The sequence below is a fragment of the Sulfitobacter faviae genome (assembly GCF_029870955.1).
GTDB lineage: Bacteria > Pseudomonadota > Alphaproteobacteria > Rhodobacterales > Rhodobacteraceae > Sulfitobacter > Sulfitobacter faviae.
Map to the genome: position 1 here is coordinate 3,000,106 of NZ_PGFQ01000001.1, position 25,092 is coordinate 3,025,197.

At 62.8% G+C, this 25,092-nt stretch carries 22 protein-coding genes, 1 tRNA gene and 5 pseudogenes; 11 read left to right on the forward strand and 17 right to left on the reverse strand.

Annotated features, from left to right (window positions below):
• Nucleotides 1-22 precede the first annotated feature (22 nt).
• The 3 genes and pseudogenes from CUR85_RS15495 to CUR85_RS15505 form a co-directional block, all read right to left on the reverse strand.
• Complete coding sequence (locus tag CUR85_RS15495; protein WP_280322813.1) at nt 23-1,336, reverse strand: cytochrome P450; 1,314 nt, start codon at nt 1,334-1,336, stop codon at nt 23-25.
• 34 nt (nt 1,337-1,370) lie between these two features.
• A complete protein-coding gene (locus CUR85_RS15500) occupies nt 1,371-2,600 on the reverse strand; it encodes a hypothetical protein (protein WP_067266671.1) in 1,230 nt (409 codons plus the stop codon).
• A gap of 53 nt (nt 2,601-2,653) precedes the next feature.
• Nucleotides 2,654-3,404 (reverse strand): annotated as a pseudogene (locus tag CUR85_RS15505) (cytochrome c biogenesis CcdA family protein).
• Between the two features lie 91 nt (nt 3,405-3,495).
• Here CUR85_RS15505 and CUR85_RS15510 point away from each other — a divergent pair.
• A complete protein-coding gene (locus tag CUR85_RS15510) occupies nt 3,496-3,723 on the forward strand; it encodes a sulfurtransferase TusA family protein (protein WP_067266668.1) in 228 nt (75 codons plus the stop codon).
• Between the two features lie 89 nt (nt 3,724-3,812).
• Here the strand turns inward: CUR85_RS15510 and CUR85_RS15515 are convergent, their stop codons facing one another.
• Nucleotides 3,813-6,710, reverse strand: a complete 2,898-nt coding sequence (locus CUR85_RS15515; RefSeq protein WP_067266666.1) for an Rne/Rng family ribonuclease — start codon at nt 6,708-6,710, stop codon at nt 3,813-3,815.
• Between the two features lie 547 nt (nt 6,711-7,257).
• Between CUR85_RS15515 and CUR85_RS15520 the strand changes: the two genes are divergently transcribed.
• Complete coding sequence (locus CUR85_RS15520) at nt 7,258-7,548, forward strand: hypothetical protein (RefSeq protein ID WP_067266665.1); 291 nt, start codon at nt 7,258-7,260, stop codon at nt 7,546-7,548.
• 23 nt (nt 7,549-7,571) lie between these two features.
• On the opposite strand, the gene CUR85_RS15525 is transcribed toward CUR85_RS15520, so the two are convergent.
• From CUR85_RS15525 to purC, 5 genes and pseudogenes are all read right to left on the reverse strand, one after another.
• The gene (locus CUR85_RS15525; protein ID WP_067266663.1) at nt 7,572-8,906 is read right to left on the reverse strand and encodes a sigma-54-dependent transcriptional regulator; all 1,335 of its coding nucleotides are present in this window, start codon (nt 8,904-8,906) and stop codon (nt 7,572-7,574) included.
• 4 nt (nt 8,907-8,910) lie between these two features.
• Nucleotides 8,911-10,637: pseudogene (locus CUR85_RS15530) on the reverse strand (sensor histidine kinase).
• Between the two features lie 69 nt (nt 10,638-10,706).
• Nucleotides 10,707-11,375 (reverse strand): phosphoribosylformylglycinamidine synthase subunit PurQ, encoded by a 669-nt coding sequence (gene purQ, locus CUR85_RS15535; protein ID WP_067266659.1) that lies wholly within the window; start codon nt 11,373-11,375, stop codon nt 10,707-10,709.
• Entirely contained in the window at nt 11,375-11,605 is a 231-nt protein-coding gene (gene purS / locus CUR85_RS15540; protein ID WP_067266658.1) for a phosphoribosylformylglycinamidine synthase subunit PurS, read from the reverse strand. The genes purQ and purS overlap by 1 nt, the downstream gene beginning before the upstream one ends.
• A gap of 48 nt (nt 11,606-11,653) precedes the next feature.
• On the reverse strand, nt 11,654-12,415 hold the full coding sequence (gene purC / locus CUR85_RS15545) for a phosphoribosylaminoimidazolesuccinocarboxamide synthase (protein WP_067266657.1): 762 nt from the start codon (nt 12,413-12,415) through the stop codon (nt 11,654-11,656).
• A gap of 166 nt (nt 12,416-12,581) precedes the next feature.
• Between purC and CUR85_RS15550 the strand changes: the two genes are divergently transcribed.
• A complete protein-coding gene (locus CUR85_RS15550; protein WP_067266656.1) occupies nt 12,582-12,899 on the forward strand; it encodes a DUF1476 domain-containing protein in 318 nt (105 codons plus the stop codon).
• A 134-nt stretch (nt 12,900-13,033) separates the two neighbouring features.
• Entirely contained in the window at nt 13,034-14,047 is a 1,014-nt protein-coding gene (bmt, locus tag CUR85_RS15555; RefSeq protein ID WP_067266654.1) for a betaine--homocysteine S-methyltransferase, read from the forward strand.
• Nucleotides 14,048-14,050: 3 nt separating this feature from the next.
• Here the strand turns inward: bmt and CUR85_RS15560 are convergent, their stop codons facing one another.
• Nucleotides 14,051-15,127, reverse strand: a complete 1,077-nt coding sequence (locus tag CUR85_RS15560; RefSeq protein ID WP_067266653.1) for a PA0069 family radical SAM protein — start codon at nt 15,125-15,127, stop codon at nt 14,051-14,053.
• Nucleotides 15,128-15,328: 201 nt separating this feature from the next.
• Here CUR85_RS15560 and CUR85_RS15565 point away from each other — a divergent pair, with 201 nt between their 5' ends.
• Nucleotides 15,329-16,027, forward strand: a complete 699-nt coding sequence (locus CUR85_RS15565) for a corrinoid protein (protein WP_067266651.1) — start codon at nt 15,329-15,331, stop codon at nt 16,025-16,027.
• A 55-nt stretch (nt 16,028-16,082) separates the two neighbouring features.
• Nucleotides 16,083-16,727, forward strand: coding sequence for a DUF1638 domain-containing protein (locus CUR85_RS15570; protein ID WP_067266650.1), 645 nt, complete (start codon nt 16,083-16,085; stop codon nt 16,725-16,727).
• Nucleotides 16,728-16,730: 3 nt separating this feature from the next.
• Here CUR85_RS15570 and CUR85_RS15575 read toward each other — a convergent pair whose 3' ends face one another.
• Complete coding sequence (locus CUR85_RS15575; protein WP_067266648.1) at nt 16,731-17,141, reverse strand: SufE family protein; 411 nt, start codon at nt 17,139-17,141, stop codon at nt 16,731-16,733.
• A gap of 126 nt (nt 17,142-17,267) precedes the next feature.
• Here CUR85_RS15575 and CUR85_RS15580 point away from each other — a divergent pair, with 126 nt between their 5' ends.
• A complete protein-coding gene (locus CUR85_RS15580; RefSeq protein WP_067266646.1) occupies nt 17,268-17,786 on the forward strand; it encodes a hypothetical protein in 519 nt (172 codons plus the stop codon).
• A gap of 58 nt (nt 17,787-17,844) precedes the next feature.
• On the opposite strand, the gene rnd is transcribed toward CUR85_RS15580, so the two are convergent.
• From rnd to purM, 3 genes and pseudogenes are all read right to left on the reverse strand, one after another.
• On the reverse strand, nt 17,845-19,002 hold the full coding sequence (rnd, locus tag CUR85_RS15585; protein WP_067266645.1) for a ribonuclease D: 1,158 nt from the start codon (nt 19,000-19,002) through the stop codon (nt 17,845-17,847).
• 79 nt (nt 19,003-19,081) lie between these two features.
• Nucleotides 19,082-19,632, reverse strand: a pseudogene (gene purN / locus CUR85_RS15590) (phosphoribosylglycinamide formyltransferase).
• Nucleotides 19,633-19,673: 41 nt separating this feature from the next.
• Nucleotides 19,674-20,720 (reverse strand): phosphoribosylformylglycinamidine cyclo-ligase, encoded by a 1,047-nt coding sequence (purM, locus tag CUR85_RS15595; RefSeq protein ID WP_067266707.1) that lies wholly within the window; start codon nt 20,718-20,720, stop codon nt 19,674-19,676.
• A 128-nt stretch (nt 20,721-20,848) separates the two neighbouring features.
• On the opposite strand from purM, the gene CUR85_RS15600 reads away from it, so the two are divergent.
• A tRNA-Ile gene (locus CUR85_RS15600) sits at nt 20,849-20,925 on the forward strand.
• A gap of 27 nt (nt 20,926-20,952) precedes the next feature.
• Here the strand turns inward: CUR85_RS15600 and CUR85_RS15605 are convergent.
• Nucleotides 20,953-21,402 carry a DUF4442 domain-containing protein gene (locus tag CUR85_RS15605; RefSeq protein ID WP_067266641.1) on the reverse strand — a complete coding sequence of 150 codons (450 nt, stop codon included), beginning with the start codon at nt 21,400-21,402 and terminating at the stop codon, nt 20,953-20,955.
• 69 nt (nt 21,403-21,471) lie between these two features.
• A pseudogene (locus CUR85_RS15610) lies at nt 21,472-22,793 on the reverse strand (ATP-binding protein).
• A gap of 44 nt (nt 22,794-22,837) precedes the next feature.
• On the opposite strand from CUR85_RS15610, the pseudogene CUR85_RS15615 reads away from it, so the two are divergent.
• The 3 genes and pseudogenes from CUR85_RS15615 to CUR85_RS15625 all read left to right on the forward strand — a co-directional run bounded on the left by CUR85_RS15615 (nt 22,838) and on the right by CUR85_RS15625 (nt 24,537).
• A pseudogene (locus CUR85_RS15615) lies at nt 22,838-23,751 on the forward strand (MBL fold metallo-hydrolase).
• 145 nt (nt 23,752-23,896) lie between these two features.
• A complete protein-coding gene (locus tag CUR85_RS15620; RefSeq protein WP_269451603.1) occupies nt 23,897-24,019 on the forward strand; it encodes a hypothetical protein in 123 nt (40 codons plus the stop codon).
• A 95-nt stretch (nt 24,020-24,114) separates the two neighbouring features.
• The gene (locus CUR85_RS15625; protein WP_067266632.1) at nt 24,115-24,537 is read left to right on the forward strand and encodes a DUF4112 domain-containing protein; all 423 of its coding nucleotides are present in this window, start codon (nt 24,115-24,117) and stop codon (nt 24,535-24,537) included.
• Nucleotides 24,538-24,598: 61 nt separating this feature from the next.
• On the opposite strand, the gene ndk is transcribed toward CUR85_RS15625, so the two are convergent.
• A complete protein-coding gene (gene ndk / locus CUR85_RS15630; protein ID WP_067266630.1) occupies nt 24,599-25,021 on the reverse strand; it encodes a nucleoside-diphosphate kinase in 423 nt (140 codons plus the stop codon).
• Nucleotides 25,022-25,092: the final 71 nt, after the last annotated feature.

The window sequence follows — 25,092 nt, forward strand, 5'->3', positions numbered from 1 at the left end:
AACGCACAGCCGATGATAGCAGCTAGCGTCTTGATAGCGCTAACCAAATGCCCTTATCTGAACGGACGGTCAAATGTGCGACAGGCACTGGCACGCGGTCCGGTTGGGCCGTCACGCGGAAGTCGCGCAGGATGCGCGACAGGATCAGCGGCCCCTCGACCATGGCAAAGCCCGCCCCGGTGCAGACCCGCGGCCCGGCGGAGAATGGGATGAACGCGTCGCGCTGGCACTGTTTGCCATTCTCGGTCTGCCAACGGGTCGGGTCAAAGCCGTCGGGGTTGTCCCAAAGCCGTTCGTGGCGGTGCAGATGCCACGGGCTGAGCACCAGTTGCGCGCCCTGTTTCACCTGTCGGTCACGGAAGCGTTCGGGGCAGCGGTTCTCGCGCACCATCATCGGCACCGGCGGGTAGAGGCGCAGCGTCTCGCGAAAAACATCGCGGCTGAGCTTGAGTTTCGACATCACCGCGAAATCGCAGGTCTCAAGCGCCTGCGCCTCTTCGGCCAGCCGCTCTTGCCACGCGGGATGGGTGGCCATCAAATACAGCGCCCAAGCAAGGGCAGACGCGCTGGTCTCATGCCCTGCAAGAAAGAAGATCGCGACCTGATCGACCATCTCTTGGGTGTCGAAGCGCTCTCCGGTTTCGGGATCGGCTTGGGTCATGATCTTGGTGGCAAGATCATCGGGCGCGGTGCCCGCCTCGATCTGCGCCATGCGCGCGCGGGTCAGATCGGTGATCAGCGTCCTGATCCGCGCCGCGCTGGCCCGCGTGTCGCGGCGAAACAGGCGCGGCATCCAGCGCGGCAGCGGCAAAAGCGCCCCGAGGTTCAGGATTGGCTGGCTGCGCTGGTAATTGCGAAACTCGTCAAAGACCGCCCGGGCGACCTCATGTTCGATCGGCAGGGAAAACAGCGTGCGAAAGATCACATCGGCGGCGGCGTGGCTTGTCTCAGCCTCGATCTCGACCACCTCACCCGCCTTGGGGTCCAGCCGTGCCGCAGCCGCCTCTGCCGCGTCCCACATGGCGGGAAAAGTCTCTCGCAGGCGCCCGCCCTCGAAGGCTGGGTCGATGATGCGGCGCTGGCGTTTCCATGTCTCGCCATTGGTCAGAAAGACAGAGTTGCCCAAGAGGGGCCGCAGCCCCTCGCCGATGCGGTCGGACTTGGGGAAATCTTCGGGCCGGTCCTTCAACACGGTTTTGACCAGCTCGGGCTGGTTCATCAGGTAGCTGCGAAAGAAGGGCGTTTTGAACTCGGCCATCCACGCCCGATAGAGCCGCGCGGGCTGGGCCGAGAGGATGTCGGCGCGGAACAGTTTGGCATAGCGCCAGAGCGACACGCGGTCGGGCCGCGCGGGGGTTTGGGCGGATGGCTCATGCGGCGACAGAGGTGTATTTGCTGACCGCGTGGTCGATCCGCGATTTCGACGCGGGCCGCCCGTCATAGCGCGCGGCGAGGGTCTGGGGCCCGGCGGTGATCTGGAAATAATCGTAGTCGCGTGGGCGGTCGAAGGCACAAAGATACTGGAAATGCAGCCGGAAGAAACGCCAGCGCAGCGCTTTCCAACGCGCGGGGCTAAGCGTTTGCGTGAAGGCGGCGGAGAAGACCAGCGGCCAGCGTTTCCCTTCGGGCGCCACGCCGGACACCGACACCGGATCGCAAAGCGCAAAGGCGCAGCCATCGCCCGGGGCGGTGACATCGACCCAAGCCAATTCGTCGCGTGCCGAGAGATAGCGCAGATCGCCGCGCAACCGCTCGGCCCGGGGCAAGAAAGACACCATTGGCACCACCTGCCCCAGCGTGAGGAGACCCAGAGCAGGCCCGCCTTCGGCCACCCTGCCCGACCGGATCAGGTCGGCCAGCACCGAAACCCCCAGATGCGCGCCCGAGGAATGGCCGACGACCAAGACCTCGTCGACATCATCAGTCAGCGCGGCTGCGATGGCATCGCCAAAGGTGGCCATCCGGGCCTCAAGCTGCGGTGGATTCGCGCCCTTGGTGGCGGCGGAATAGGCGTAATCATGCATGAGGTAATAGGCGAAAAACTTGCCGTCCTTGTTTTTGAACCAGCGCAGCAGGGCAACGCCCAACCCCATGCCCAGTGCCGCGGAGGCGAGCCGCGCGGCCCAATGCTCGCTGAGCATGCCGAGAAGGCCATAGGTCAACAGGCTAAGCGCCACCGCCAACAGCGCCTGCGCGATTAACATGCCAACGGGGTAGAGTGCGGCGATCACCGGCCCCTTGCGCAGCCGCATCAGCCGCCAAAGCGCGCCCGACCCGATGTAGACCCAAGCGGTGCGCAACAATTGCCAATAGGTCGCCGGGATCGAACTGCTCATGCTTTCGCGCACGATGTCGGACCAGACCAGCACCTCGACCTGCGCGCTCACCCGCTGCCCGTCGATCTCAGCATTCACCTGCCAGCCGTAATTGCCGCGGCCCGCCTTCGGCTTCAGACCGATCTCATAGCCCGAGATCGCCGCCTGCGCCGCGCTTTCCTTGCGGTACAGCTCGCGGTAGCGGCGCGGGTGAATCGGATCGTAGCCGGGGATGTAGAACACCCGGCGCGTTTTCACCGTCTTTCCCTGCGCTTTGCTTACCATGCCCGCCCTCTTCTTCGGCATAGTCTAGCCGTAATTCGGGGCGAGAATAAGGCTTAACCCACGGTTGCGAGGATCGGGAAGGTTTCGAGCAGCCAGAAGGAGAAAGCCGTGAAAGCACCGGTCAGCAAGGCCAACCCGACGAGCACGAGAAGCCCCCCATGATCCGCTCAATCAGCTTCATATGCGGTTTGATCCGGTTCATCAGCGTCATGGCGCGGGTGATGAACATCGCGGCCAGCAGGAACGGGATCCCCAGCCCCGCCGCATAGACGCCTAGCAAGAGCGTCCCGCGAGAGACGGAAGCCTCGCTCGCTGCGAGCGACAGGATCGCGCCAAGCTGCGGGCCGATGCAGGGCGTCCAGCCAAAGGCGAAAGCCAGCCCCAGAACATAGGCGCCGAAGCTGGAGCCGCCCTTATCGCCCGCGTCTAACCGCGCCTCTTGGTCCAGAAAGGGAATGCGGAAAAGGCCGATGAAATGCAGGCCAAAGACGATGATCACCACGCCGGAAATCTTGGCGAAAAGCGCCTGATTCTGGAGAAAGAACATCCCAAAGGCCGAGGCCGTGAAGCCCAAGAGCACGAAGACGGTGCTTAGCCCCAGCACGAAGAACATCGCCGCCACCACCGCCCGCCGCCGCGCGCTGGATTGGCTCGACATGTCATTGATCGACACGCCCCCATATAGGCCAGATAGGGCGGCACGATGGGCAGCACGCAGGGCGACAGGAAACTGAAAATCCCGGCGACAAGGGCGATGGTCATGGCCGGCAGGATCCCGGCGTCGATGAGGCTTATTTCAAACATGACCGACTCCTAGACCGACATGGCCCCGGCGTCACCTGTCATATTGTCACAAGATCGTGGACCTCGGGACCGGCTTGGCTTAACTGATCTTATGAAGATCGAAAAACTGGATGCCACGGGGCTTCTCTGCCCCCTGCCCGTGCTGAAAGCACGCAAACGACTGGCCGCGCTGGCGCCGGGTGATCAGCTTCACATGACGGCGGATGACCCCGCCGCGGTGATCGACGTGCCGCATTTTTGTGCCGAGGCGGGCCATCAGCTGACGGAAACCCGGACCGAGGGCGCGGCAGAGCTATACATCATCACCAAGGGCGGCTGAGCGGGCGCGGTCGCGCCGTCTTTCTTACCCTATCGCCAAACTGAAAACGGCGGGCCTGAGAGCCCGCCGTTTTCTTTATCTAGAGCACTTTAGCTGCCCAGCGACCACCAGCCGCGCCGTTTGGGTTTGGGCTTCTCGGCGGGCTGCTCTTCGACCTTTTCGGCCACTGGCTCAGGAGCGGTTTCGGCAGCGGGTGCCTCGGCCTCGACCGGCTGCGGCGCGGGGTCGGGCTGCGGCTCAGGCTGAGGCGCTTCCGCGACGGGCGTCGCCGTCTCCGGTGACGGGGCCGCGATGGGCGCTTCGCTCGGCAGGGCTTCGGCCATTGCATCGGGCGTGGCTTCGGCGACCGGCTCGACCGGCTTGGCTTTTGCCCGGCTGCGGCGCTTGGGCTTTGGCGCGGGTGCGGCCTCTTCCTCGCTTGCCACGGCGTCTGCGCTCACGGTCTCTTCCGGCGCTTCGGCTGCGGGTTTCTTGGTCCGTCGGCTACGCTTGGTCTTGGGCTTGGGCGTCTCCTCCCCTTCGGCCTCGGCGCTGACTTTCGGCGCTTCGCCTTCTGCGGCGGCAAGGGCTTCGGGCGCGGGTTCCGCTTCGGGAGCGACTTCGGCCTTAGGCTTGCGCGAGCGGCTGCGGGATTTCGGCTTGGGCTTCTCCTCGGCGGCGGGCGCGGCTTCCGCTTCGGCCTGCGGGGCTTCCGCCTCTACCGGCGCGGTTTTCTCGCCCTCGTCCGATTTCGCCTCGTCCTGCTGCTGAGCACCGTTTTGATCCTCTGCACCGTTCTGCTGATCGCCATTGCCATTGCGACCACGGCCACCCCGGCTGCGACGACGGCGGCGGCGGCGCTTGGATTTGCCCTCTCCCTCTTCACCATTGCCATTGCCGTTCCCGTTGTCGGAGGGGCTGGCGTCCTGTGCGGCGGGGGCCTCTTCGGCCTCGGCGGCGCTCTCATCCTCGTCGATTTGATCCATGAGGGAAGTATCGACCGAGACGACGTGATCCGAGACGGGCGGCACAGTGCGGGTGGCCGTCTTGAACTTCTCGATGTGGAAGTCGGGGCTCACCAGCGACGGATCACCTTCGATCCGCACGGACATGCCGTAGCGCATTTCGATATGGGCGATATGTTCGCGTTTTTGGTTCATCAGGAAGTTGGCGATGCCCACGGGCGCGCGTACCAGTACTTCGCGGGAGCGGCGGCGGGTGCCTTCTTCTTCGATCTGGCGGATGATCGACAGGGCGAGGTTGTCGTCCGAGCGCACGAGGCCGGTGCCGTGGCAAGCGTGGCAAGGCTGGGTCGTCGCCTCGATCATGCCCGGGCGCAGACGCTGACGCGACATTTCCATCAGGCCAAAGCCAGAGATGCGGCCCACCTGAATGCGCGCGCGGTCGGTCTTGAGCCTATCTTTCATGCGCTTTTCGACGGCGGCGTTGTTCTTGCGCTCGTCCATGTCGATGAAGTCGATCACGATGAGCCCGGCAAGGTCACGCAGACGCAGCTGGCGCGCGACCTCATCGGCGGCTTCAAGGTTGGTCTTGAGCGCGGTCTGTTCGATCGAGCCTTCCTTGGTGGCCCGGCCCGAGTTCACGTCGATCGCCACCAGCGCTTCGGTCACACCGATCACGATATAGCCGCCCGAGGGCAGTTGCACCGTGGGGTTGAACATGCCCGAAAGGTAGCTTTCGACCTGGTAGCGGGCGAAGAGCGGCAGGCTCTCGTTGTAGAGCTTCACGTTCTTAGCGTGGGACGGCATGATCATCTTCATGAAGTCCTTGGCGATGCGGTAGCCGCGCTCGCCCTCGACATGAATCTCGTCGATCTCGCGGTTGTAGAGGTCGCGGATCGAGCGTTTAATCAGGTCGCCTTCCTCGTAGATCTTGGCCGGCGCGATGGACTTCAGGGTCAACTCGCGGATCTGCTCCCACAGCCGCTGGAGGTATTCGTAATCCCGCTTGATCTCGGCCTTGGTGCGTTTCGCCCCGGCGGTGCGCACGATGAGGCCAGCACCTTTCGGCACCTCGATCTCGGTCGCGATTTCCTTGAGCTTCTTGCGGTCGGCGGCATTGGTGATCTTGCGGCTGATGCCGCCCCCACGGGCGGTGTTGGGCATCAGAACGCAGTAACGACCGGCGAGGCTGAGATAGGTGGTCAGCGCCGCACCCTTGTTGCCGCGCTCTTCTTTGACGACCTGCACCAACAGGATCTGGCGGACCTTGATGACTTCTTGAATCTTGTAGCGGCGCGGGCGCGGTTTGCGCACGGGGCGGATGTCTTCGCTGTCGTCTTCATCGGCGACGGATTCGATGGAATCGTCCTTCGCCGTGGCATCGCTGCCTTTGTCCTCATCGCCATCGGCGTCTTCACCGTCGGCCTGCGCGTCATCCTTGGTGTCGGCATCCTCGGCCTTTGCCGCGTCATCCGCCTTGGCTGGGGGCGCGTCCTCGGCCTTAGCGGCGTCGTCGTTCGCGTCGCTCTCCGGCTCTTCGACCGGCGTTTCCGCGACCCGCTCCATGGGCGAGCTGCCCTCTTCGCTGTCGAGATCGACGGTTTCCATCCCCGCGATCTGATCGCTGTTGTCCTCGGCGGTGGCTACGGCGTCATCGCTGTTGGTCTCGGCTGCTTGGCTCTTCGACCGGCTGCGCGACCGCGAGCGGGTCCGCTTGGGCTTTTCTTCCTCATCGTCCTTGGCGGCCTGCGCTTCGGCATAGGCGCGCTCTTCTTCCAGCAGCGCCTGACGGTCGGCCACGGGAATCTGGTAATAATCGGGGTGAATTTCCGAGAAAGCGAGGAAACCGTGACGGTTGCCGCCATAGTCGACAAAGGCCGCCTGAAGCGACGGTTCGACCCGTGTAACCTTGGCTAGATAGATATTGCCAGCAAGCTGGCGTTTGTTTTCCGATTCAAAATCGAATTCTTCGACCTTGTTTCCGTCCACGACCACGACCCGAGTTTCCTCGGCGTGGGTGGCATCGATAAGCATTTTCTTAGACATAGATCCATTATGCACAGCACCCGCGCACAAAAGGCCCCTGGCGGGGCTTCGGGCTGGGAGGTGTGACTTGTCAGGGCGATGGAGGACGCGGCAACAGCAGGGCCACCAAGGGCCCCCGACTGTCTGCTCTGAGCATCTGCGCGCGTCATCGCGGTTCTTCTCCGATGCGAGGGCTCTGCGGCCTCTCCCATCCATTAATTAGCTGTGCTTCGGTCGGGCTAACCCTTGCGAATATCAGCGGTTCTTCGGCCGTTTCCGGCCCAATCGGTCTGCTGGCCCCCGGTATCGGGCGGGCACGGCAGCGAAACTGTCAAAAGTCACCCCACGCCGGTCGGGCGTTACGGGACTTATCCGGCTAGTTAAGGGCTTTACGGGGTGAAACACAATGGTCAATCGAATGAGCAACAGTCAAATGCGCTTTATCCCCGGTCGGTTGACAAGGTGCATGGGCTTGGAAACATTCAGACTGTCGTGGCGGCTGTCGTCGGGCGACGCTATAGAATTGCCTTGCCGCCGATGCGGCCCAGAGTTTCAAAGGACCGCTTTCATGCCTAAATTTCTGCGCCCCGCGCTTTGTCTGACCCTTCTGGGCCTCGCCGCCTGTGATGAGATCGCCGTGGCCGACGACCCCGCAGCGCTGGCGGAATTGCGCGGGCAGAAAAGCTGTATCTCCGCGGTGGCCCAGCAAACCGGAGCGGCGGGGGTTGCGATCAATACCACCCGCCCGGTGGTTGAGCTTTACCGCCATATCGTAGATGTGCCCGGCGCGGCGAGCTGGTCTTGCATCACCGATCCGAATGGCAAAGCGGTCGAGATCGCAGAGCAGCGCAACGGTTAAGCCGCGCTGCTTGTGGGGCGCGGTCAGAGGTAATCTGACCGCTGCAACCCGTATTTCGCCATCTTCTCGTTCAACGTCCGGCGCGGCAGGCAAAGCTCGTCCATCACGCTGGCGATCGAGCCCTTGTGGCGGCGCATGGTGTTGTCGATCAACATACGCTCAAAGGCTTCGACATATTCCTTCAGCGGCTTGCCCTCGGTGGTCATCACCGGCTGCATTTCGTCATGGTCGCTCATCAACAGCGAGGCGATGGTGCCCGAGCCACGGCGCGATTGCAGCACGGCGCGTTCGGCGACGTTGATGAGTTGGCGCACATTGCCGGGCCAAGGCGCTTGCAACAGCTGTGCCGCCTCTTGTGCGCTGACCTGAGGCGCTTCGCAACCGTATTCATCCGCGAATTGATCGCTCAACCGGGTGAAGAGCGTCAGAATATCTTCGCCCCGCTGGCGCAGCGGGGGCACGGTGATGCGCAGCGCCGCCAGACGATAAAACAGGTCCGAGCGCAGCGCGTCTTCCGAGGTGCGCCCTGCCTCTTGCAGGTTCGAGATGGCAACGATCCGCGTCTCCGCCGGGGTGCCCTGCTCGTTGATCGCGCTCAGCAGCCGGGCTTGGAGTTGCTCGGACAGCGCTTCGATATCCTCCAAAACCAAAGTGCCGCCGCGGGCCTCTTCGATGGCGGGCAGTTGCGCGTCTTCGGGCTGCATCGGGCCGAAAAGCCGTTTGGCCAGCGCCTCTTCCTCCAAGGCGCCGCAGGAGACGAGCACGAATTTCTTGCCCGCCCGCGAGCCTACGGCGTGCAGCGCATGGGCGACCAAAGTCTTGCCCGTCCCGGTTTCCCCATCGATCAGCACATGCCCATCGGCCTGCCCCAGATCGAGAATATCCTCGCGCAGGCGTTCCATCACCGGGGATTGGCCGATCAGCTTTTTCATCAACTGGCCGCCGTCTGACAGTTCACGCCGCAGGGCGCGGTTGTCCATCACCAGCCGCCGCGCGTTGGTGGCTTTCTTAGCCAACTCACTCATCCGGTCGGGGTTGAAGGGCTTTTCGAGGAAATCGAACGCGCCCACCCGCATCGCCTCAACCGCCATCGGCACATCGCCATGGCCGGTGATCATAATGACCGGCAGGGCCGAGTCGCTGCCCATGAGTTTTTTCAGAAACTGCATCCCGTCCATGCCCGGCATCTTGATGTCGGAAATGACGATGCCCGGATAATCGGGCCCCAATGTCTTGAGCGCGTCCTCGGCGCTGCCGAAAGTTTCCGTGTCATAACCCGAAAGGGCCAGCCACTGGCTGATCGACTGCCGCATGTCCTGTTCATCATCTACAATCGCGATTTTCATTGCCTGAGCCATGCGTTCACTCCGCCGCTTCTATCTTCGTTTCATCTGCCAATATGGGCAGCTGCATTTCAAATACAGCGCCACCGTTCTGTCCGTTGCGCGCCGTCAGCCTCCCGCCGAGGTCGTTGACGATCCCCGATGAAATGGCAAGACCCAGCCCCACGCCATCGCCGGGCTGTTTGGTCGTGTAGAAAGGTTCGAACAGCGCGTCCAAGTCTTCGATCCCCGGGCCATTGTCGCGCACGGTCAATGTCGCCGTCTCCCCCGCTGATAGTATAATGTCCACCTGAGGGTTTCGTTCCGATTTTGTTGCGTCCAATGCGTTTCTTAACAGGTTTACCATAACTTGCTCGATCCGCATACGGTCTCCCATCACCATGACGGGATTATCGGGTAGAATCCGGCTGATCTGGACCTGTCGTTGGCGCAATTGTGGCTCCATCATCGACAAGGATGAGGCCAAGGCCGCGCCCATATCCACCGGAGAGAAGGCCTCCTGCCCCTTGCGGGCATAGGATTTCAGCTGCCGGGTGATTGCGCCCATCCGTTCGATCAGGTCGTCGATCCGCCCAAAGGACGACAGCGCCTCATCCTGCCGGTTACGATTGAGCAACAAACGCGCGCCCGCCAGATAGGTCTTCATCGCGGCAAGCGGTTGGTTCAACTCATGGCTCACAGCGGCGGACATCTCACCCAAGGCAGCGAGTTTCGATGACTGTTCAAGGGTCTGCTCGGCCACGGCGAGGGTCTGTTGCACGCGCTTTCGTTCGGCAATCTCACGTTGCAGGGCGAGGTTCAGCGCCCTGAGTTTGGCCGATTCCCGTTGGAAGATCGCCAGCCTTCCGGCCGTGCGGCGGCTGAGGAAGTAGAATGCCAAAGCCAGCAGGATCGCAAAACCCATCACCTCAAGCGCCAGCACGCCGTTCACCTTTTCGCGGACCGAGGCATAGGTGGTGTAGCTGCTCATCCGCCAGCCCCGGAACGGAATCCGGTTTTCCAGACGCATCACCGCTTCGCCCTGCAAATAGGCGTCGGGGGCAGCGCGGTCCAATCGGTGGTGGCTTGGATGGCGCGCTCAATGGCGCTTTGCGGCGTGTGGTTGGCCAAGGCTTCGGGTTCGGTCAGCCCGCGCCAGCGCGGCTCGGTGGCGAGAATGATCTGCCCGGTGCTGTCCATGACAATCACCGCATCGGAAATCCCGGCCCATGCGCGCTCGAACTTCTGCAAGTCGACCTCGACCGCGATCACGCCAAGGGTCGTGCCGCCCGACTGCATGCGCCGCGAATAGAGGAAACGATAGCCGCCCTGCTCCCGCTCAATCGTTGAAAAGATTGTGGCGTTGGAGCGGATGGCGTCGACGAAATAGGGCTCGGATTTATGCGCAGAGCCCAAACGGTTGCGGTCGGTCGCCGCAACGGTACGCCCGTCGATGTCATAAAGCATCAAGGAGGCCGCGCCGATCTCTTCCACGAAGGAGATAAGCCGCTGCGTCGACAGGGAATAATCCGCCGTTTGCAGCGCCCCGATCAAGGTGGGATCACGCGCCAAAAGCTGCGGGACGATGGCATTCTGGCGCAGTTCCGCCAGCAGGTTGCCGCTATAAAGCGCGATGCGCAGTTCGGCGCGGTTGCGGGTGCTTTCGGTAAAACGGTCGGTCAGCAGTTTGTTGGTGATCGAAATGGTCACCACGGCGAGGATCATCAGCGCCGCGATGGCGAACCGCACCCGCCAGGATACGGCCATGCTATTGCCTTCGGAACCGGATGTATCACTCATCGCGGCAACCTACGCGCTCTGCGCGCCGCACTCAAGTCAGGCGGTTTGCAAAGCACCGGTCAATGCGCGGAAGAGCGCCGCCCCATCCGTATTGCCATGCGCCGCTTCCGCCGCCCGCTCAGGATGCGGCATCATGCCCAGCACCCGGCGGTTTTCCGACAGGATGCCCGCGATATCATCGCGCGCGCCATTGGGGTTCTCGGCATAGCTGAAGGCCACGCGATCTTCGCCGCGCAGTTTCGCAATCGTCTCGTCATCCGCGAAATAGTTGCCGTCGTGGTGGGCGATCGGAATGTCGATGGCCTGACCGGCGGTGTAGCCGCTGGTGTAATCGCTCGCCGTAGTCGCAACCTTCAGACCAACGGTTTTGCATATGTATTTCAATCCCGCGTTCCGCAGCAACGCGCCCGGCAGCAGGCCGGTTTCGGTCAACACCTGAAAACCGTTGCAGATGCCCAGCACATAGCCGCCCCGTTCCGCATGGGCGGCCACTGTGCGGCAGATCGGCGAATTCGCGGCGATGGCCCCGCAGCGCAGGTAATCGCCATAGGAGAACCCGCCGGGAATGCCTACAATATCAACGCCTTGCGGCAGTTCGCTGTCCTTATGCCAGACCATGGAGACCTTGGCGCCCGCGGCTTTGAAAGCCACGGCAAGGTCGCGGTCGCAATTGGACCCGGGAAAGACAACCACCGCTGCGTGCATCAGGCCAGCTCCACCGAATAGGATTCGATCACCGTATTGGCCAAGAGCTTTTCGCACATGGCGTTTACATCGGCCTCGGAGGTGCCTTCGGCGAGGTCAAGTTCGATCACCTTGCCCTGACGCACACCGTTCACCCCGTCAAAGCCCAAGGCTCCGAGCGCGTGGCGAACCGCTTCGCCCTGAGGGTCGAGCACCCCGTTCTTCAGCATCACATGCACCCGTGCTTTCATGGCGCGACACCCCTTTGTAATATCTGCAAATTAAACGGCGAAGCCGCGTTAATTGATCAGCGTCGGCTTGGTCACCGGCGCATTGTTCTTGGGCATGACGCCAAGGCGTTTGGCCACTTCGGTATAGGCATCGGTGAGCGAGCCCAGATCGCGGCGGAACACGTCTTTATCGAGCTTCTGACCCGTTTCGATGTCCCACAGGCGACAGCTGTCAGGGCTTATCTCATCGGCGACGATCAGACGCTGGAAATCACCGTCGTAAACGCGGCCAATCTCGATCTTGAAGTCCACCAGCTTGATGCCGACGGCCATCATCACGCCCGACATGAAGTCATTGACCCGCAGCGCAAGGCTCAGGATATCGTCCATGTCTTGCTGGCTGGCCCAGCCGAATGCGGCGATATGCTCTTCTGTCACCAGCGGATCGCCGAGCGAGTCGTCCTTGTAGCAATATTCGACAATCGGGCGCGGCAATTGCGTGCCCTCTTCGATGCCAAGGCGCTTGGACATGGAACCGGCGGCGTAGTTGCGCACGATCACTTCCAGCGGAATGATCTCAACCTGCCGCACGAGCTGTTCGCGCATGTTCAGGCGTTTGATGAAATGCGTCGGCACGCCGATGCTGTTCAGGCCAGTCATAAAGAACTCGGACAGGCGGTTGTTCAACACGCCCTTGCCTTCGATCGTGGCTTTCTTCTCGGCGTTAAAGGCCGTGGCATCGTCTTTGAAATATTGAACGATCGTACCGGGCTCGGGACCTTCATAGAGGATCTTTGCCTTGCCTTCGTAGATCTTGTTGCGCCGGGCCATGGGCATCCTTTCCAACAGGGGCCGGGAACATCCCCGCCGCTTGCGCTTCTCTTAGTGCAAGCACCCCGCTGCTGCAAGCATGGCCCGCCACCTTTGCCCCACCACTTGCGAGAACGGGCAGGCGTTCGCATATCAAACGGGTAACAACAGCAATCGGAGACCCGCCATGAGCAACTTTGACGACCGCGCAAATGCCTTTGAAAGCAAGTTCGCCCACGACGCGGACATGCAATTCCGCGCCGAGGCGCGGCGCAACAAGCTTCTGGGCCTCTGGGCTGCTGAACTTTTGGGCAAATCCGGCAGCGATGCCGAGGACTATGCCAAAGAGGTCGTGAAATCCGATTTCGAAGAGGCGGGCGACGAAGACGTTTATCGCAAAGTCTCGGGCGATCTGGGCGACCGCGCGGATGAGGCGACGATCCGCAGCAAGATGCAAAGCCTAATGGCCGAGGCCAAGGCGCAGCTGCTGAGCGAGACAAGCTGACACTCTGCGCCCCGGTCTCGGCATCGGGGCGCAGCCTCTCCGCCTGCCCTCATAATGAAGATGAATATTATGAGATTGCCCCCAAGTGGCCAGCGTGACATCAGGCGAAATTCCCAGACCCAACAGGAGCCCCCATGAGCAACGCATTCACCGATCTTCTCGCTGAAAAGGGCACATTGCTCGCCGATGGGGCCACGGGCACCAATCTGTTCAACATGGGTCTGATGTCGGGCGATGCGCCCGAATTGTGGAACACCGACGAGCCTGCCAAGATCACCAAGCTCTACCGTTTCGCAGTGGATTCGGGCAGCGATCTCTTCCTGACCAATTCCTTCGGCGCCAATGCCGCCCGTCTCAAGCTGCACGACGCGCAGAACCGCGTGCATGAGCTGAGCCGCGTCTCTGCCGAACTGGCGCGCGAGGTGGCCGATACCGCCGAGCGTAAGGTGATCGTTGCAGGCTCCGTCGGCCCCACGGGTGAGATCATGGAGCCTGTGGGCACCCTGTCGCATTCCCTCGCCGTTGAGATGTTCCACGAGACCGCCGATGGGCTCAAGGCCGGCGGTGCCGATATCGGCTGGCTAGAGACGATCAGCGCTCCCGAAGAATACCGCGCCGCTGCTGAGGGGTTCCAGCTTGCCGGTCTGCCGTGGTGTGGCACGATGAGCTTTGACACCGCGGGCCGCACGATGATGGGGCTGACCTCCGAAGGGATGGTCGACTTGGTGCATGGGCTCGACAACATGCCGCTGGCCTATGGGGCCAACTGCGGCACCGGCGCCTCTGACCTGCTGCGCACCGTGCTTGGCTTTGCCGCGAAGAACGGCACGCTGCCGATCATCTCGAAAGGCAACGCAGGCATCCCGAAATACGTCGAAGGCCACATCCACTATGACGGCACGCCCGAGTTGATGGCACGCTACGCGGTGATGGCCCGCAACGCAGGCGCAAGCATCATCGGCGGCTGCTGCGGCACCCTGCCTGAGCATCTGGTCGCCATGCGCGAGGCGCTCGACAGCACCGAAAAAGGCCCGGCCCCCACGCTGGAGCAGATCCGCGAAGAGATCGGTGATTTCTCTTCCGAAAGCGATGGCACCGATGGCCAAGGCCCGACGCGCGCGCCGCGCCGCGGGCGTCGCCGGGGCTGAGGCTCAGAACAAGCTCAATTGATCGCCCTTTTCGGAGGGCGGTCGAAACAGATCGCAGCGCAGCGGTACGCCAGAACGGGCCAACCCCAGACGCTTCACCGCCAGATCAAAGCGTTGCGCCACCATCTGCGCATATGGCCCCTCGCCCCGCATCCGCTTATGCCAGCCCGCGTCATATTCCTTGCCGCCATGCATATCGCGCAAGCGCGCCATGATCCGACCGGCCCGGTCGGGGTAATGGGTGGCGAGCCAGTCCTGCACCAGCGGCGACACCTCTCGCGGCAGGCGCAGCATGATCCAGCTTGCGTGCCGCGCGCCGGCCTCGCGCCCGGCGGTCAGGATCGCCTCCAACTCCGGGTCGGTCAGCGCCGGGATCATCGGCGATGCCATGATCCGCACCGGGATCCCTGCTTCCGACAGCTTTCGGATCACCTGCAACCGCCGCTGCGGCGCGGGCGCGCGCGGCTCCATCAAGCGGCTCAGCTTTGCGTCGAGCGTGGTCACCGAAATGCCGACCGCCGCCAATCCGCGCCCTGCCATGTCGCCCAAGATGTCGATGTCGCGTTCGATCAGGCTGCCCTTGGTGACAATCGCGACCGGGTGATTGAACGCGGCTAACACTTCGAGACATTCTCGCATGATGCCATGGGTCTTTTCGATCGGCTGATAGGGATCGGTGTTGGTGCCGATGGCGATGGGCGCGACCTGATAACGCTTCGACCGCAGTTCCCGCGCCAGAACGTCCGGCGCTTCGGGGCGGGCGATCAACTGCGTCTCGAAATCCAAGCCCGGCGACAGGCCGAGGTAGGCATGGCTGGGACGCGCGAAACAGTAGACGCAGCCGTGTTCGCAGCCGCGATAGGGGTTGATCGAGCGGTCAAAAGGCAAATCCGGCGAGCGGTTGTAGGTGATCACCCGGCGCGGCACTTCGATGCTGGTCTGGGTGCGCAGCACCGGAAGCACCTCGTCACGCGCCCAACCGTCATCTTCGGCGACGCGGGTATGACGCTCAAACCGGCCCGCATCATTGCTGCCTGCCGCGCGGCCAAGCACGCGGAATCGCTGGTCTTCCCTATCCATGAAAGAAGGTTAGAACATTGCGCGAACATCAGCAAGTAACCTCGTGCAAACCCTTGTCCTTACACCGCAAAAAGCAGTAGTTTGCCCCCAAGGCGTCGCGCAAGGCGCGGCCGATGTCGCAAACCGCGACCCCGGCGCTAACATTCCGTGAGACAAGGGCTCAAGTGTCATGCACCTGCACGCCCAGCAGAAGGAAACACCATGTCGGAAGAAGACGATATCATCCTGGCCGAGTTGGACGACGAAGAACTGGTCCAGCAGATGTTCGATGACCTGTATGACGGTCTCAAGGAAGAGATCGAAGAAGGGGTGCAAATCCTGCTCGACCGCGGCTGGGAACCCTATGAGATCCTGACCAAGGCGCTTGTCGGCGGCATGACCATTGTCGGGGCCGATTTCCGCGATGGGATCCTCTTTGTGCCCGAGGTGCTGCTGGCCGCCAATGCGATGAAGGGCGGCATGGCCATCCTCAAGCCGCTGCTTGCGGAAACTGGCGCGCCGCGCGTGGGCAAGATGGTGATCGGCACCGTCAAAGGCGACATTCACGACATCGGCAAGAACCTCGTCGGCATGATGATGGAAGGCGCGGGTTTCGAGGTTGTCGATCTGGGGATCAACAACGCGGTCGAAGCCTATCTCGAAGCGCTCGAAGCGGAAAAGGCCGATATCCTTGGCATGTCCGCCCTGCTGACCACGACCATGCCCTATATGAAAGTGGTGATTGACACGCTGGTCGAACAGGGCAAGCGCGACGACTATATCGTGTTGGTCGGTGGCGCGCCCCTGAACGAGGAATTCGGCAAGGCCATCGGGGCCGATGCCTATTGCCGGGATGCCGCCGTGGCGGTGGAAACCGCGAAAGACTGGATGGGCCGTCGACATAATTCGGCCAACGCCTGAGCCTCTCGCCCCTGCCCGCTTGGCTTAACACGCGGTGACATGCGATGGTATCGGCATGGATGACACAGTGCTGCCAGATGACCGGACCCTGACCCAAGACGGGCTCGCGCCCACCCGCGCGGGCCGTATCTTGCTGATCGCCTGCGGGGCGCTGGCGCGTGAGATTTTGGATCTGAAAGCCGCCAATGGTTGGACCCATCTGGATCTGACCTGCCTGCCCGCGAAATATCACCTTTACCCGGAAAAGATTACCCAAGCGGTGCGTGATACGGTCGCCAAACACCGTGCGGATTACGACGATTTCTTTGTTGTCTACGCCGATTGCGGCACGGGCGGTGGGCTGGAACGCGCCTGCGCAGAACTCGGCGTGCAAATGGTCGCCGGGCCGCATTGCTACAGTTTTTTCCAAGGCAACGATAGCTTCGCCAAATCCGCCGAAGATGAGATCACCACCTTCTATCTCACCGATTTTCTGGTCCGGCAGTTCGACGCTTTCATCATCAAACCCATGGGCCTCGACCGGCATCCCGAGCTGCGCGACATGTATTTCGGCAATTACGAGAAATTGGTCTATCAGGCGCAGACAGATGACCCGGCGCTGACCGAAAAGGCCCAAGACTGCGCCGCGCGGCTTGGCCTCGCGTTCGAGCGGCGATTCACGGGGTACGGGGATTTAAAGAGCGCGTTGCGCGCCCTCTGAGCGTTAGGCTTCCTGCGCTGCCGTTTCGCGCACCCGCTCGATCATCGCGCGCAATCCGTTCGAGCGCTGTGCCGAGAGGTGGTCGTTCAACCCCAGCCGCGCCAGTTCCGCCTTGGCATCGACCCCGCCCACCTCACTAGGTGTCAAGCCGTTGTAAAGCTTGCGCAAAACCGCGATCAGCCCTGAGACGATCATCGCGTCGCTGGCACCGTCGAAATGCAGTTTCCCGCCCTCGAACTGTGCGTGCAGCCAGACCTGAGAGGCGCAGCCGTCGACCTTGGTCGCAGGGACGCGCAGCGGCTCGGGCAGCGGCTCCATCGCTTTGCCAAGGTCGATCACATGGCGATAACGGTCTTCCCAATCGTCCAAAAACTCGAAATCCTCGACCAGTTCTTCAAAGGCGGGCGTGGCCATCTGTGCACTCTCTTCGGGTGAATTCCATTGCCTGACAGGTAGGATGCCCATGGGCAAAGGTCCACCCCCTTCCCAAGGCTGGCGGGATGGGGTAGCACAAGGCAAGTAAACTTAACGGCGGTTCCCATGCGCAAGACAATCCTCGCTCTTTTGGCTTCGACCCTTTTGGTATCCGCCTGCGGCACGGTCCGTGACAGTCGCATCAATCCGTTGAATTGGTTCGGCCCTGCCCGTTCGGTAGAGGCCGCCCCGGCGGAGAGCACGAACCCCCTGATCCCGCAGCGCAGCGGGCTGTTTGCGCGGCGCGCGGTTGAGGTCGATACCTATGAGGGGCGCCCCTTTGAGCAGATCACCGATTTGACCATCGAGCCGGTGCCGGGCGGTGCGATTCTGCGCGCCACGGGGCTGGCGGCACGCCAAGGCATCTACAAAGTGCGCCTGACCCCCGCGACGCCGGATGAGACGCCCGTCGACGGTGTTCTGACCTATCGTTTGGAAGGGGTCCGGCCCGACAAGGCCACCCCGCAAGGCAGCCGCCCCACCCGCGAAGTGATTGCCGGGCGTCGCCTGACCGATCAGAAGCTGGCCGGGGTGCGTGAGATTCGCGTCGAAGGGCAGCTAAACGCGCTGGTCTCTCGCCGCTAAGATGCCGCATGCCCTCTATTGAGAAAGAGCCGCCCCTAATTGGGCGGCTCTTTTCGTTTCAGACTTTGACGGCTTTCACGTCATTGCCATCAGCGGCCAAGGCGATCTTGCCCTCGCAGAGCAGCAGCGCATCGGCGCCAAAGACCTCATGCCGCCAGCCGCGCAGTGCCTGCACGTCACGCTCCCCCGCCGAGAGCATGTCGAGATCGCTGGCCGAGGCGATGAGCTTGGCCGCGACGCCCGCGCTTTCGGTCTTGGCCTTGAGCAGCACGCGCAGAAGATCGGCCAGCGCCGGGTTCACCTGCAACTTGTCGCGCTTGCGGTCGGGCTGGGGCATGTCGGCAGGCTTGCAGGCCACACCTGCGGCGACCGCTTTCAGGATGCCTTCGGCGATTTCGCCTTTGCGGGCCTCGCGCAGCAGCAGCCGGGCGCGGTTCAACTCTTCGCCATTCGAGGGCTTGAGGCTCGCCAATTCGACCAGCGCGTCATCCTTGAACACCCGGTTGCGCGGGATGTTTCGGTTGCGGGCGTAATCCTCACGGAAGGCCGCCAACTCACGGACAATCGCCAGAAACTTGGGCGAATTGGTCCGGGTCTTGACCCGTTTCCACGCGTCCTGCGGTTGGGTGACATAGGTATCGGGGCTGAGCAGCGTCTCAAGCTCTTCGGCCACCCACCGCGCGCGTCCGGTCTGTTCAAGCTTGCGGGCCAGAAATTCGTAGATTTGGCGCAGATGGGTCACGTCGGCCAGCGCATAGGTCTTCTGCGCCTCGGTCAGCGGGCGGCGCGACCAATCGGTGAAACGCGAGGTTTTGTCGAGCGACTGATGCGCGATCTTGCGCACCAAAGTCTCATAACCCACCTGTTCCCCAAAGCCGCAGACCATCGCGGCGACCTGCGTGTCGAACAGCGGCTTGGGGAAGACTTTGGCATCGACATAGAAGATCTCAAGATCCTGCCGCGCGGCGTGGAAGACCTTGACCACCGAGGTGTCGCGGAACAGATCGTACAGCGGTTCAAGCGAGATGCCATCGGCCAAAGGGTCGACCAACACGGCGTTGCTGTCATCGGTGCCGGGCATGGCAAGCTGAACAAGGCAGAGTTTGGAATAATAGGTCCGCTCACGCAGGAATTCCGTGTCGACGGTCACGTAATCATGGCGCGCAGCCTCTTCACAGAATAGCGCGAGGTCGGCGGTCGTGGTGATGGTTTTCATATATGCTCTTTGACATGTTGCACGCCCGGTCATCGGGCTTTGCCAAAGAGGTACATCACGCGGGCGGGTTTGACCAGCGTCAGCCCGTGAGCAAGACCGGCTCCCGCTCACCAGCGGCGAAACGGCGCAGCACGGCGGGGTAGAGGCGGTGTTCCTGTACCAAGACCCGTTCGGCCAAACTTTCGGCCGTGTCGCCGGGCAGAACGGGGATGCGCGCCTGACCGAGGATCGGACCGTCGTCGAGTGCGGCGGTCACCTCATGCACGGTGCAGCCATGTTCGGTATCGCCAGCCTCCAGCGCGCGGGCATGGGTGTGCAGGCCGCGGTATTTCGGCAATAGCGAGGGGTGGATGTTGATCATCCGCCCCGCCCAGGCATCGGTAAATCCTTCGGTCAATTTACGCATGAAACCGGCAAGGCAGATGATGTCGGGCGCATGGGCCTCAAGCGCAGCGCTAAGCGCCGCCTCAAAAGCCGGGCGGTCTTTGCCGAAGGGGCGGTGATCGACCACTTCGGTCGCGATCCCCTGCCCCTGTGCCCAAGCGATCCCCCCGCATCCGCGTTGTTGGACAGCACCAGACAGGGGCGGCCCGCATGGTCGCCGGTCATATCCTCGACCAGCGCCCGCATATTGGAGCCGGCGCCCGAGACGAAAATCGCAACCCGCTTGGTCAAAGCAGCGCGCCGGAATAGGTGACGCCATTGCCAGTGGTGATGCGGCCAATCTCAATGGCGGCATGGCCATCCTCGGCAAAGGCGGCTTTGGCGGCCTCGACCTTATCGGGGGAGACAACGGCGACCATGCCAATCCCGGCGTTGAAGGTCTTGAGCAACTCGGCCTCGGCCATGCCGCCTTGGGCAGCCAGCCATTTGAAGACCGGCGGCAATTCCCATGCGTTCAGGTCGATCTCGGCGGCGAGGCCCACGGGCAGCACGCGCGGCAGGTTCTCGGTCAGGCCACCGCCGGTGATATGCGCAAGAGCCGAGACGGCATCCGCGCGCAGAGCCGCCACAGCGCCTTTGACGTAGAGTTTCGTGGGGGTGAGCAGCGCATTGCCCAGATCACCTTCGCCCCATGGGCAATCGTCACCCCAGCCCAAACCGCTGCGCTCGACAATCTTCCGCACGAGGCTGTAGCCGTTGGAATGCACCCCGTCGCTCGGCAGACCCAAGAGCACGTCGCCCTCTTTCACGTCCCGCGGCAGCTCGGTCCCGCGTTCCATCGCGCCGACCGAGAAACCAGCGAGATCGAAGTCGCCTGCGTGATACATGCCCGGCATTTCAGCCGTCTCGCCCCCGATCAAGGCACAACCGGAATCGGCGCAGCCCTTGGCGATGCCTTCGATGATCCGCGCGGCGCTGTCGAGCTCCAGTTTGCCGGTGGCGAAATAGTCGAGGAAGAAGAGCGGCTCGGCCCCCTGACAGACTAGATCGTTGACGCACATGGCGACCAGATCGATTCCGATACTGTCGACATTGCCGGTGTCGATCGCGATGCGCAGCTTGGTGCCCACACCGTCTGTCGCGGCGACCAGCACCGGATCGGTGAAGCCTGCGCCTTTGAGATCGAACAGCGCACCAAAGCCGCCGAGGCCGGACATGACACCGGGCCGCGCGGTGGATTTCGCCGCCGGTTTGATCCGCTCCACAAGCGCATTGCCTGCATCAATATCCACGCCTGCTTCGGCATAGGTGATTCCGTTGTCGGATTTCGTCATGGTCATGGCCCCCGGCGCGCATTTTCCCTTGCGCGCGGAGTTAGAGTATTGCGCCGCCCACTGCAATCATTTGGTGCAGCTAATGTCTTGACGCTCGGCCTGCGGCGTCATACCCAAACGCTCATGGCGGGCCTGTAGCTCAATTGGTTAGAGCAGAGCGCTCATAACGCTTTGGTTGCGGGTTCAAGTCCTGCCGGGCCTACCATACTTCCGCCCCCGCCTTTCGTGGCCTTCACCGTTTGGCGCTGACGTGCCAGTTCACCTGCATCTCAACCACCGTCTCACCCGCCTCGTTCTGGATGTCGACCGCCACGTCAAAGGCGACTTTTCCGTCTTCTTGCAGCGCGCTCAACAGGTCGGCCCCGGGGCGCGAGGTTTTGGCATAGGCGGTCAGCGTGCCTTCGGCGATCTTATTGAAGGTGATCTGCCCCATGGCCGCCACGGGGCGCATGTCCATGATCACCGGCGCAATAGCCCCGGCCATGGCGGCCCCCGATGCGGCTTCGCCCAGCGTGAACATTGCGCCCGCGTGCTGCGTGCCGATGTGGTTCGAGGTCTCATGCCGCTGCACCAATTCGGCGCTGGCGGTGCCGTCTCCGATCTCAAGCAGTTTCACCCCGACATGGGCGGCAAAGGGCACGGCCGTGTCGAGATGGGCTTTGATCATGTCATAGGGGGTCATCGCTGCGCTCCGTATTAGGGTCACCTCACTGTGGCAAAGACGGGCGCGTCGCACAATCATGCCGCCGGGTCACCGCGCGATGACGATATCGGCGCGCAGCCCGCCAAGGCGGTCCGATTCCCCAAGCCGCAGCACCCCGCCATGGGCGCGGGCGATGTCGGAGGCGATGGCAAGGCCAAGCCCCACGCCGCCGCCCTTGTCCTGATTGCGCGCAGGATCAAGCCGCGAGAAGGGCCGCGTCGCCTCGTCCCGCCGCGCTTCTGGGATGCCGGGGCCGTCGTCTTCGACCCGGATGCGCAGGGTGCGATCACTCAGCATGACCGAGACTTCGGCCTGCGTGCCATAGCGCACGGCGTTGGAGATCAGATTGTCCACCGCCCGGCGCATCGCCACTTTGCGGAGCTTCACGATCCCCTCGCCTGCGCCCTCGGGCGGCAGCAGCGTGACCCTGCGCCCGGCCCGCTGCGCGTCTTCGACGATGGCGCTGACGAAACCATGCGGGGCCACCTCTTCGGGCTCGCCCTCGGCGGCGCCCTTGGCGAAGTTCAGGAATTCGTCCAGCATCCGCTGCATATCATCGACATCGGCCAGCAGCGGGGCTGCGTCCTCCTCGTCGATCATCGACAGGCCGAGGCGCATGCGGGTCAGCGGCGTGCGCAGGTCGTGGCTCACGCCTGAGAGCATCAGCGTGCGCTGCTCGATCTGCCGCTCGATCCGGGCGCGCATGTCGACAAAAGCATTGCCCGCCGCACGGACTTCGATGGCGCCGGTGGGGGTATAAGGCTCATGCCGCCCCGGCCAAAGGCCTCCGCCGCGCGGGCCAGACGTTTGATCGGGCGCAGCTGATTGCGCAGATAGATCGTAGCGATATAGCTCAAAAGTACGCCGAAAAACACGGTGTAGACGAAAAGCTGATGCGGGTTCGAGGCCGAGATGCGCCGCCGCTCGAACTGGATGCGCAGCGGTCCGTGCACGCTTTCTATATAGAGCACGACGAAATCGTCATCGCTGAGGTCCACCGCTTCGATCCCGTCCATCTTGCTGCGCAGCCGCGGGATGAGCACGCGGCCCGAATAATCGTACCACAGCATGCTGTCTTCTTCGGGCAGCGGACGGTTGGCAGGGGTCACCACGAAATCAAGCGGACCCGCCCGCGCCTCAACCGCCGTGGGCACGGATTGCGCATCGGGGGCCGTGCCGACCGCCAGCATGACCAGTTCCAGTTCCCGCAGGACCGTATCGGTCATCTGGCCGGTGACACCTTCGAAATGTCTCTGCGCAAAGATCACCACGACGACCAACTGCAAAAACACCACTGGTAACAGCAGGATCAGCGCGGCGCGTCCATAGATGCCGCGCGGCACATATCGTTTGAGCCAGGCAAAATTCATGGCTAGACCTTAGCCAGCCCCCTGCCCCAGCGAAAGGTGAATCCATGCTGCCGCCCGACAACTTCGACCCCGAGATTGGCCTCGCCGAAACCTTGGAACCCGGGCTGCGGCGGATCGTGGCGCCCAACCCCTCGCCGATGACCTATCGCGGCACCAATACCTATCTTTTGGGCGAGACTGATGTGGCGGTGATCGACCCCGGCCCCGACAGCCCCGCACATCTTGAGGCGATCCTCTCCGCGATCCAGCCCGGGCAGCGGATCAGCCATATCATCGTGACCCATACGCATCTGGATCACTCCCCCCTTGCCCGACCGCTGGCCGCGCGTACGGGGGCCGAGGTCTGGGCCTTTGGTGAGGCCACGGCGGGCCGTTCGGCGGTGATGCAGGGGCTGGCCGAGGCGGGGCTGATGGGCGGCGGCGAAGGTGTGGACCACCGCTTTCGCCCCGATCACACTTTGGCCGATGGGGAGCTGCTGAAGGCAGACGGCTGGACGCTGGAAGTGCTGCACACGCCGGGCCATATCGGCAATCACGTCAGCCTCGCTTGGGGGGATGCCTGTCTGACCGCGGATCACGTCATGGGCTGGGCGACCTCCCTCGTCTCGCCCCCGATGGGGATTTGACCGATTTCATGGCCTCTTGTGAAAAGCTGGGCGCGCGGCAATGGCGGGTGTTCTACCCCGGTCACGGCGCCCCGGTGAGCGATCCCAACGCGCGGCTCGACTGGTTGGTCGCGCATCGTCGCGCGCGGGAGATGTCGATCCTCGACGCGCTGGCTGCCGGGCCAGCGACGGCGGAGGACCTCGCCCGCGCCATCTATACCGAAACGCCTGCCGCGCTTTTGGGGGCGGCCACCCGAAACGTGCTGGCGCATCTGGTCGATCTGACAGGCCGGGGGCGCGTGGCCCCAGAGGGCACCTTGCAGGCAGAGGCGCGTTTCAGTCTCAACTCATAGGGGAATGCGGGCCTTTCCGTCGCAAAATCGCAACAAATGCCCCATTCTGGGCGCAATCTGGCCCCTTTATGGACCCGAACCGCGCCCAAGCTGGTTGCGGGGGTGAGAGACATCAAACCCCAGCGAGCAGCAAAGGAGCTACCCGATGGCCCGACTTGACAGAACGCCGCAACCGCAGAAACCAAAGCCTGCGCCGAAGCCGAACGGCACCTCGGCCCAACCGCCGCAGCGCCCTACGCCGCTGATTACCGACTACGCCAGTCTTTGAACGGCGCTCCCCGCGCACCGGATGGGGCCGGTGGATGGGGGAACTTTGGGGCCGGACCATGCGTTTGCCGGCTAGAGCAACACGCAAGGAAAGATATGAAACCCCATACCCCCTCTCACGAGGCTGACCTCGCCCGTCTGCGCCGTTTGGCCGTCAGCATGGACAGCGCCTATAAGCTGCCGATCGTCGGCGTGCGGATGGGATGGGATTCGATTCTGGGCCTCGTGCCGGTGGTGGGCGATACGCTCGCCCTTCTGCCCGCAGCCTATATTTTGAAAGAATCGCACCGTATGGGCGCGCCGAAAAGTGTGCTGGCGAAAATGCTGGTGAACACCGGGGTCGACTATGTGATCGGCTCCGTCCCGCTGGTCGGTGACCTCTTCGATATCGGTTGGAAGTCGAAGCTGCGCAACGTCGACTTGCTGGAGCGTCACCTGAAAGACCAGGCTGCTAAAGCCCCGCCGATGGGCAATGTCGAAGGGCGCATGTCCTCACACCACCCGACGCTCAACAACTGATTGCCAAAGAAAAAGGGCCGCCCCAAGGCGACCCTTTCAGTCTTTCCGAAGAACGGGTGGCTTAGCCGACCAGCTCCAGACCGGAGAAGAAGTATGCGATCTCAACCGCTGCGGTTTCCGGCGCGTCGGAACCGTGGACGGAGTTTTCGCCAACGCTTTCAGCGAATTCTGCGCGGATGGTGCCCTCTGCCGCATCGGCAGGGTTGGTCGCGCCCATCACTTCGCGGTTCTTCGCGATGGCGTTTTCACCTTCGAGAACCTGAGCTACGATCGGCGCGGAAGCCATGAACTCGCACAGTTCGTCGTAGAAGGGACGCTCAGCGTGCACCTTGTAGAACTCGCCCGCCTGCGCTTTGGTCAGGTGGATGCGCTTTTGTGCGACAACGCGCAGGCCCGCGTCTTCGAATTTCTTGACGATGGCACCGGTCAGGTTGCGGCGGGTTGCGTCGGGCTTGATGATCGAGAAGGTGCGTTCGAGGGCCATTGGCTGTACTCCATAGCGGGTGTTGATTTGCGCGCTCCCTAGCATGGGGTCTGGCCCATGAAAAGCCGTGA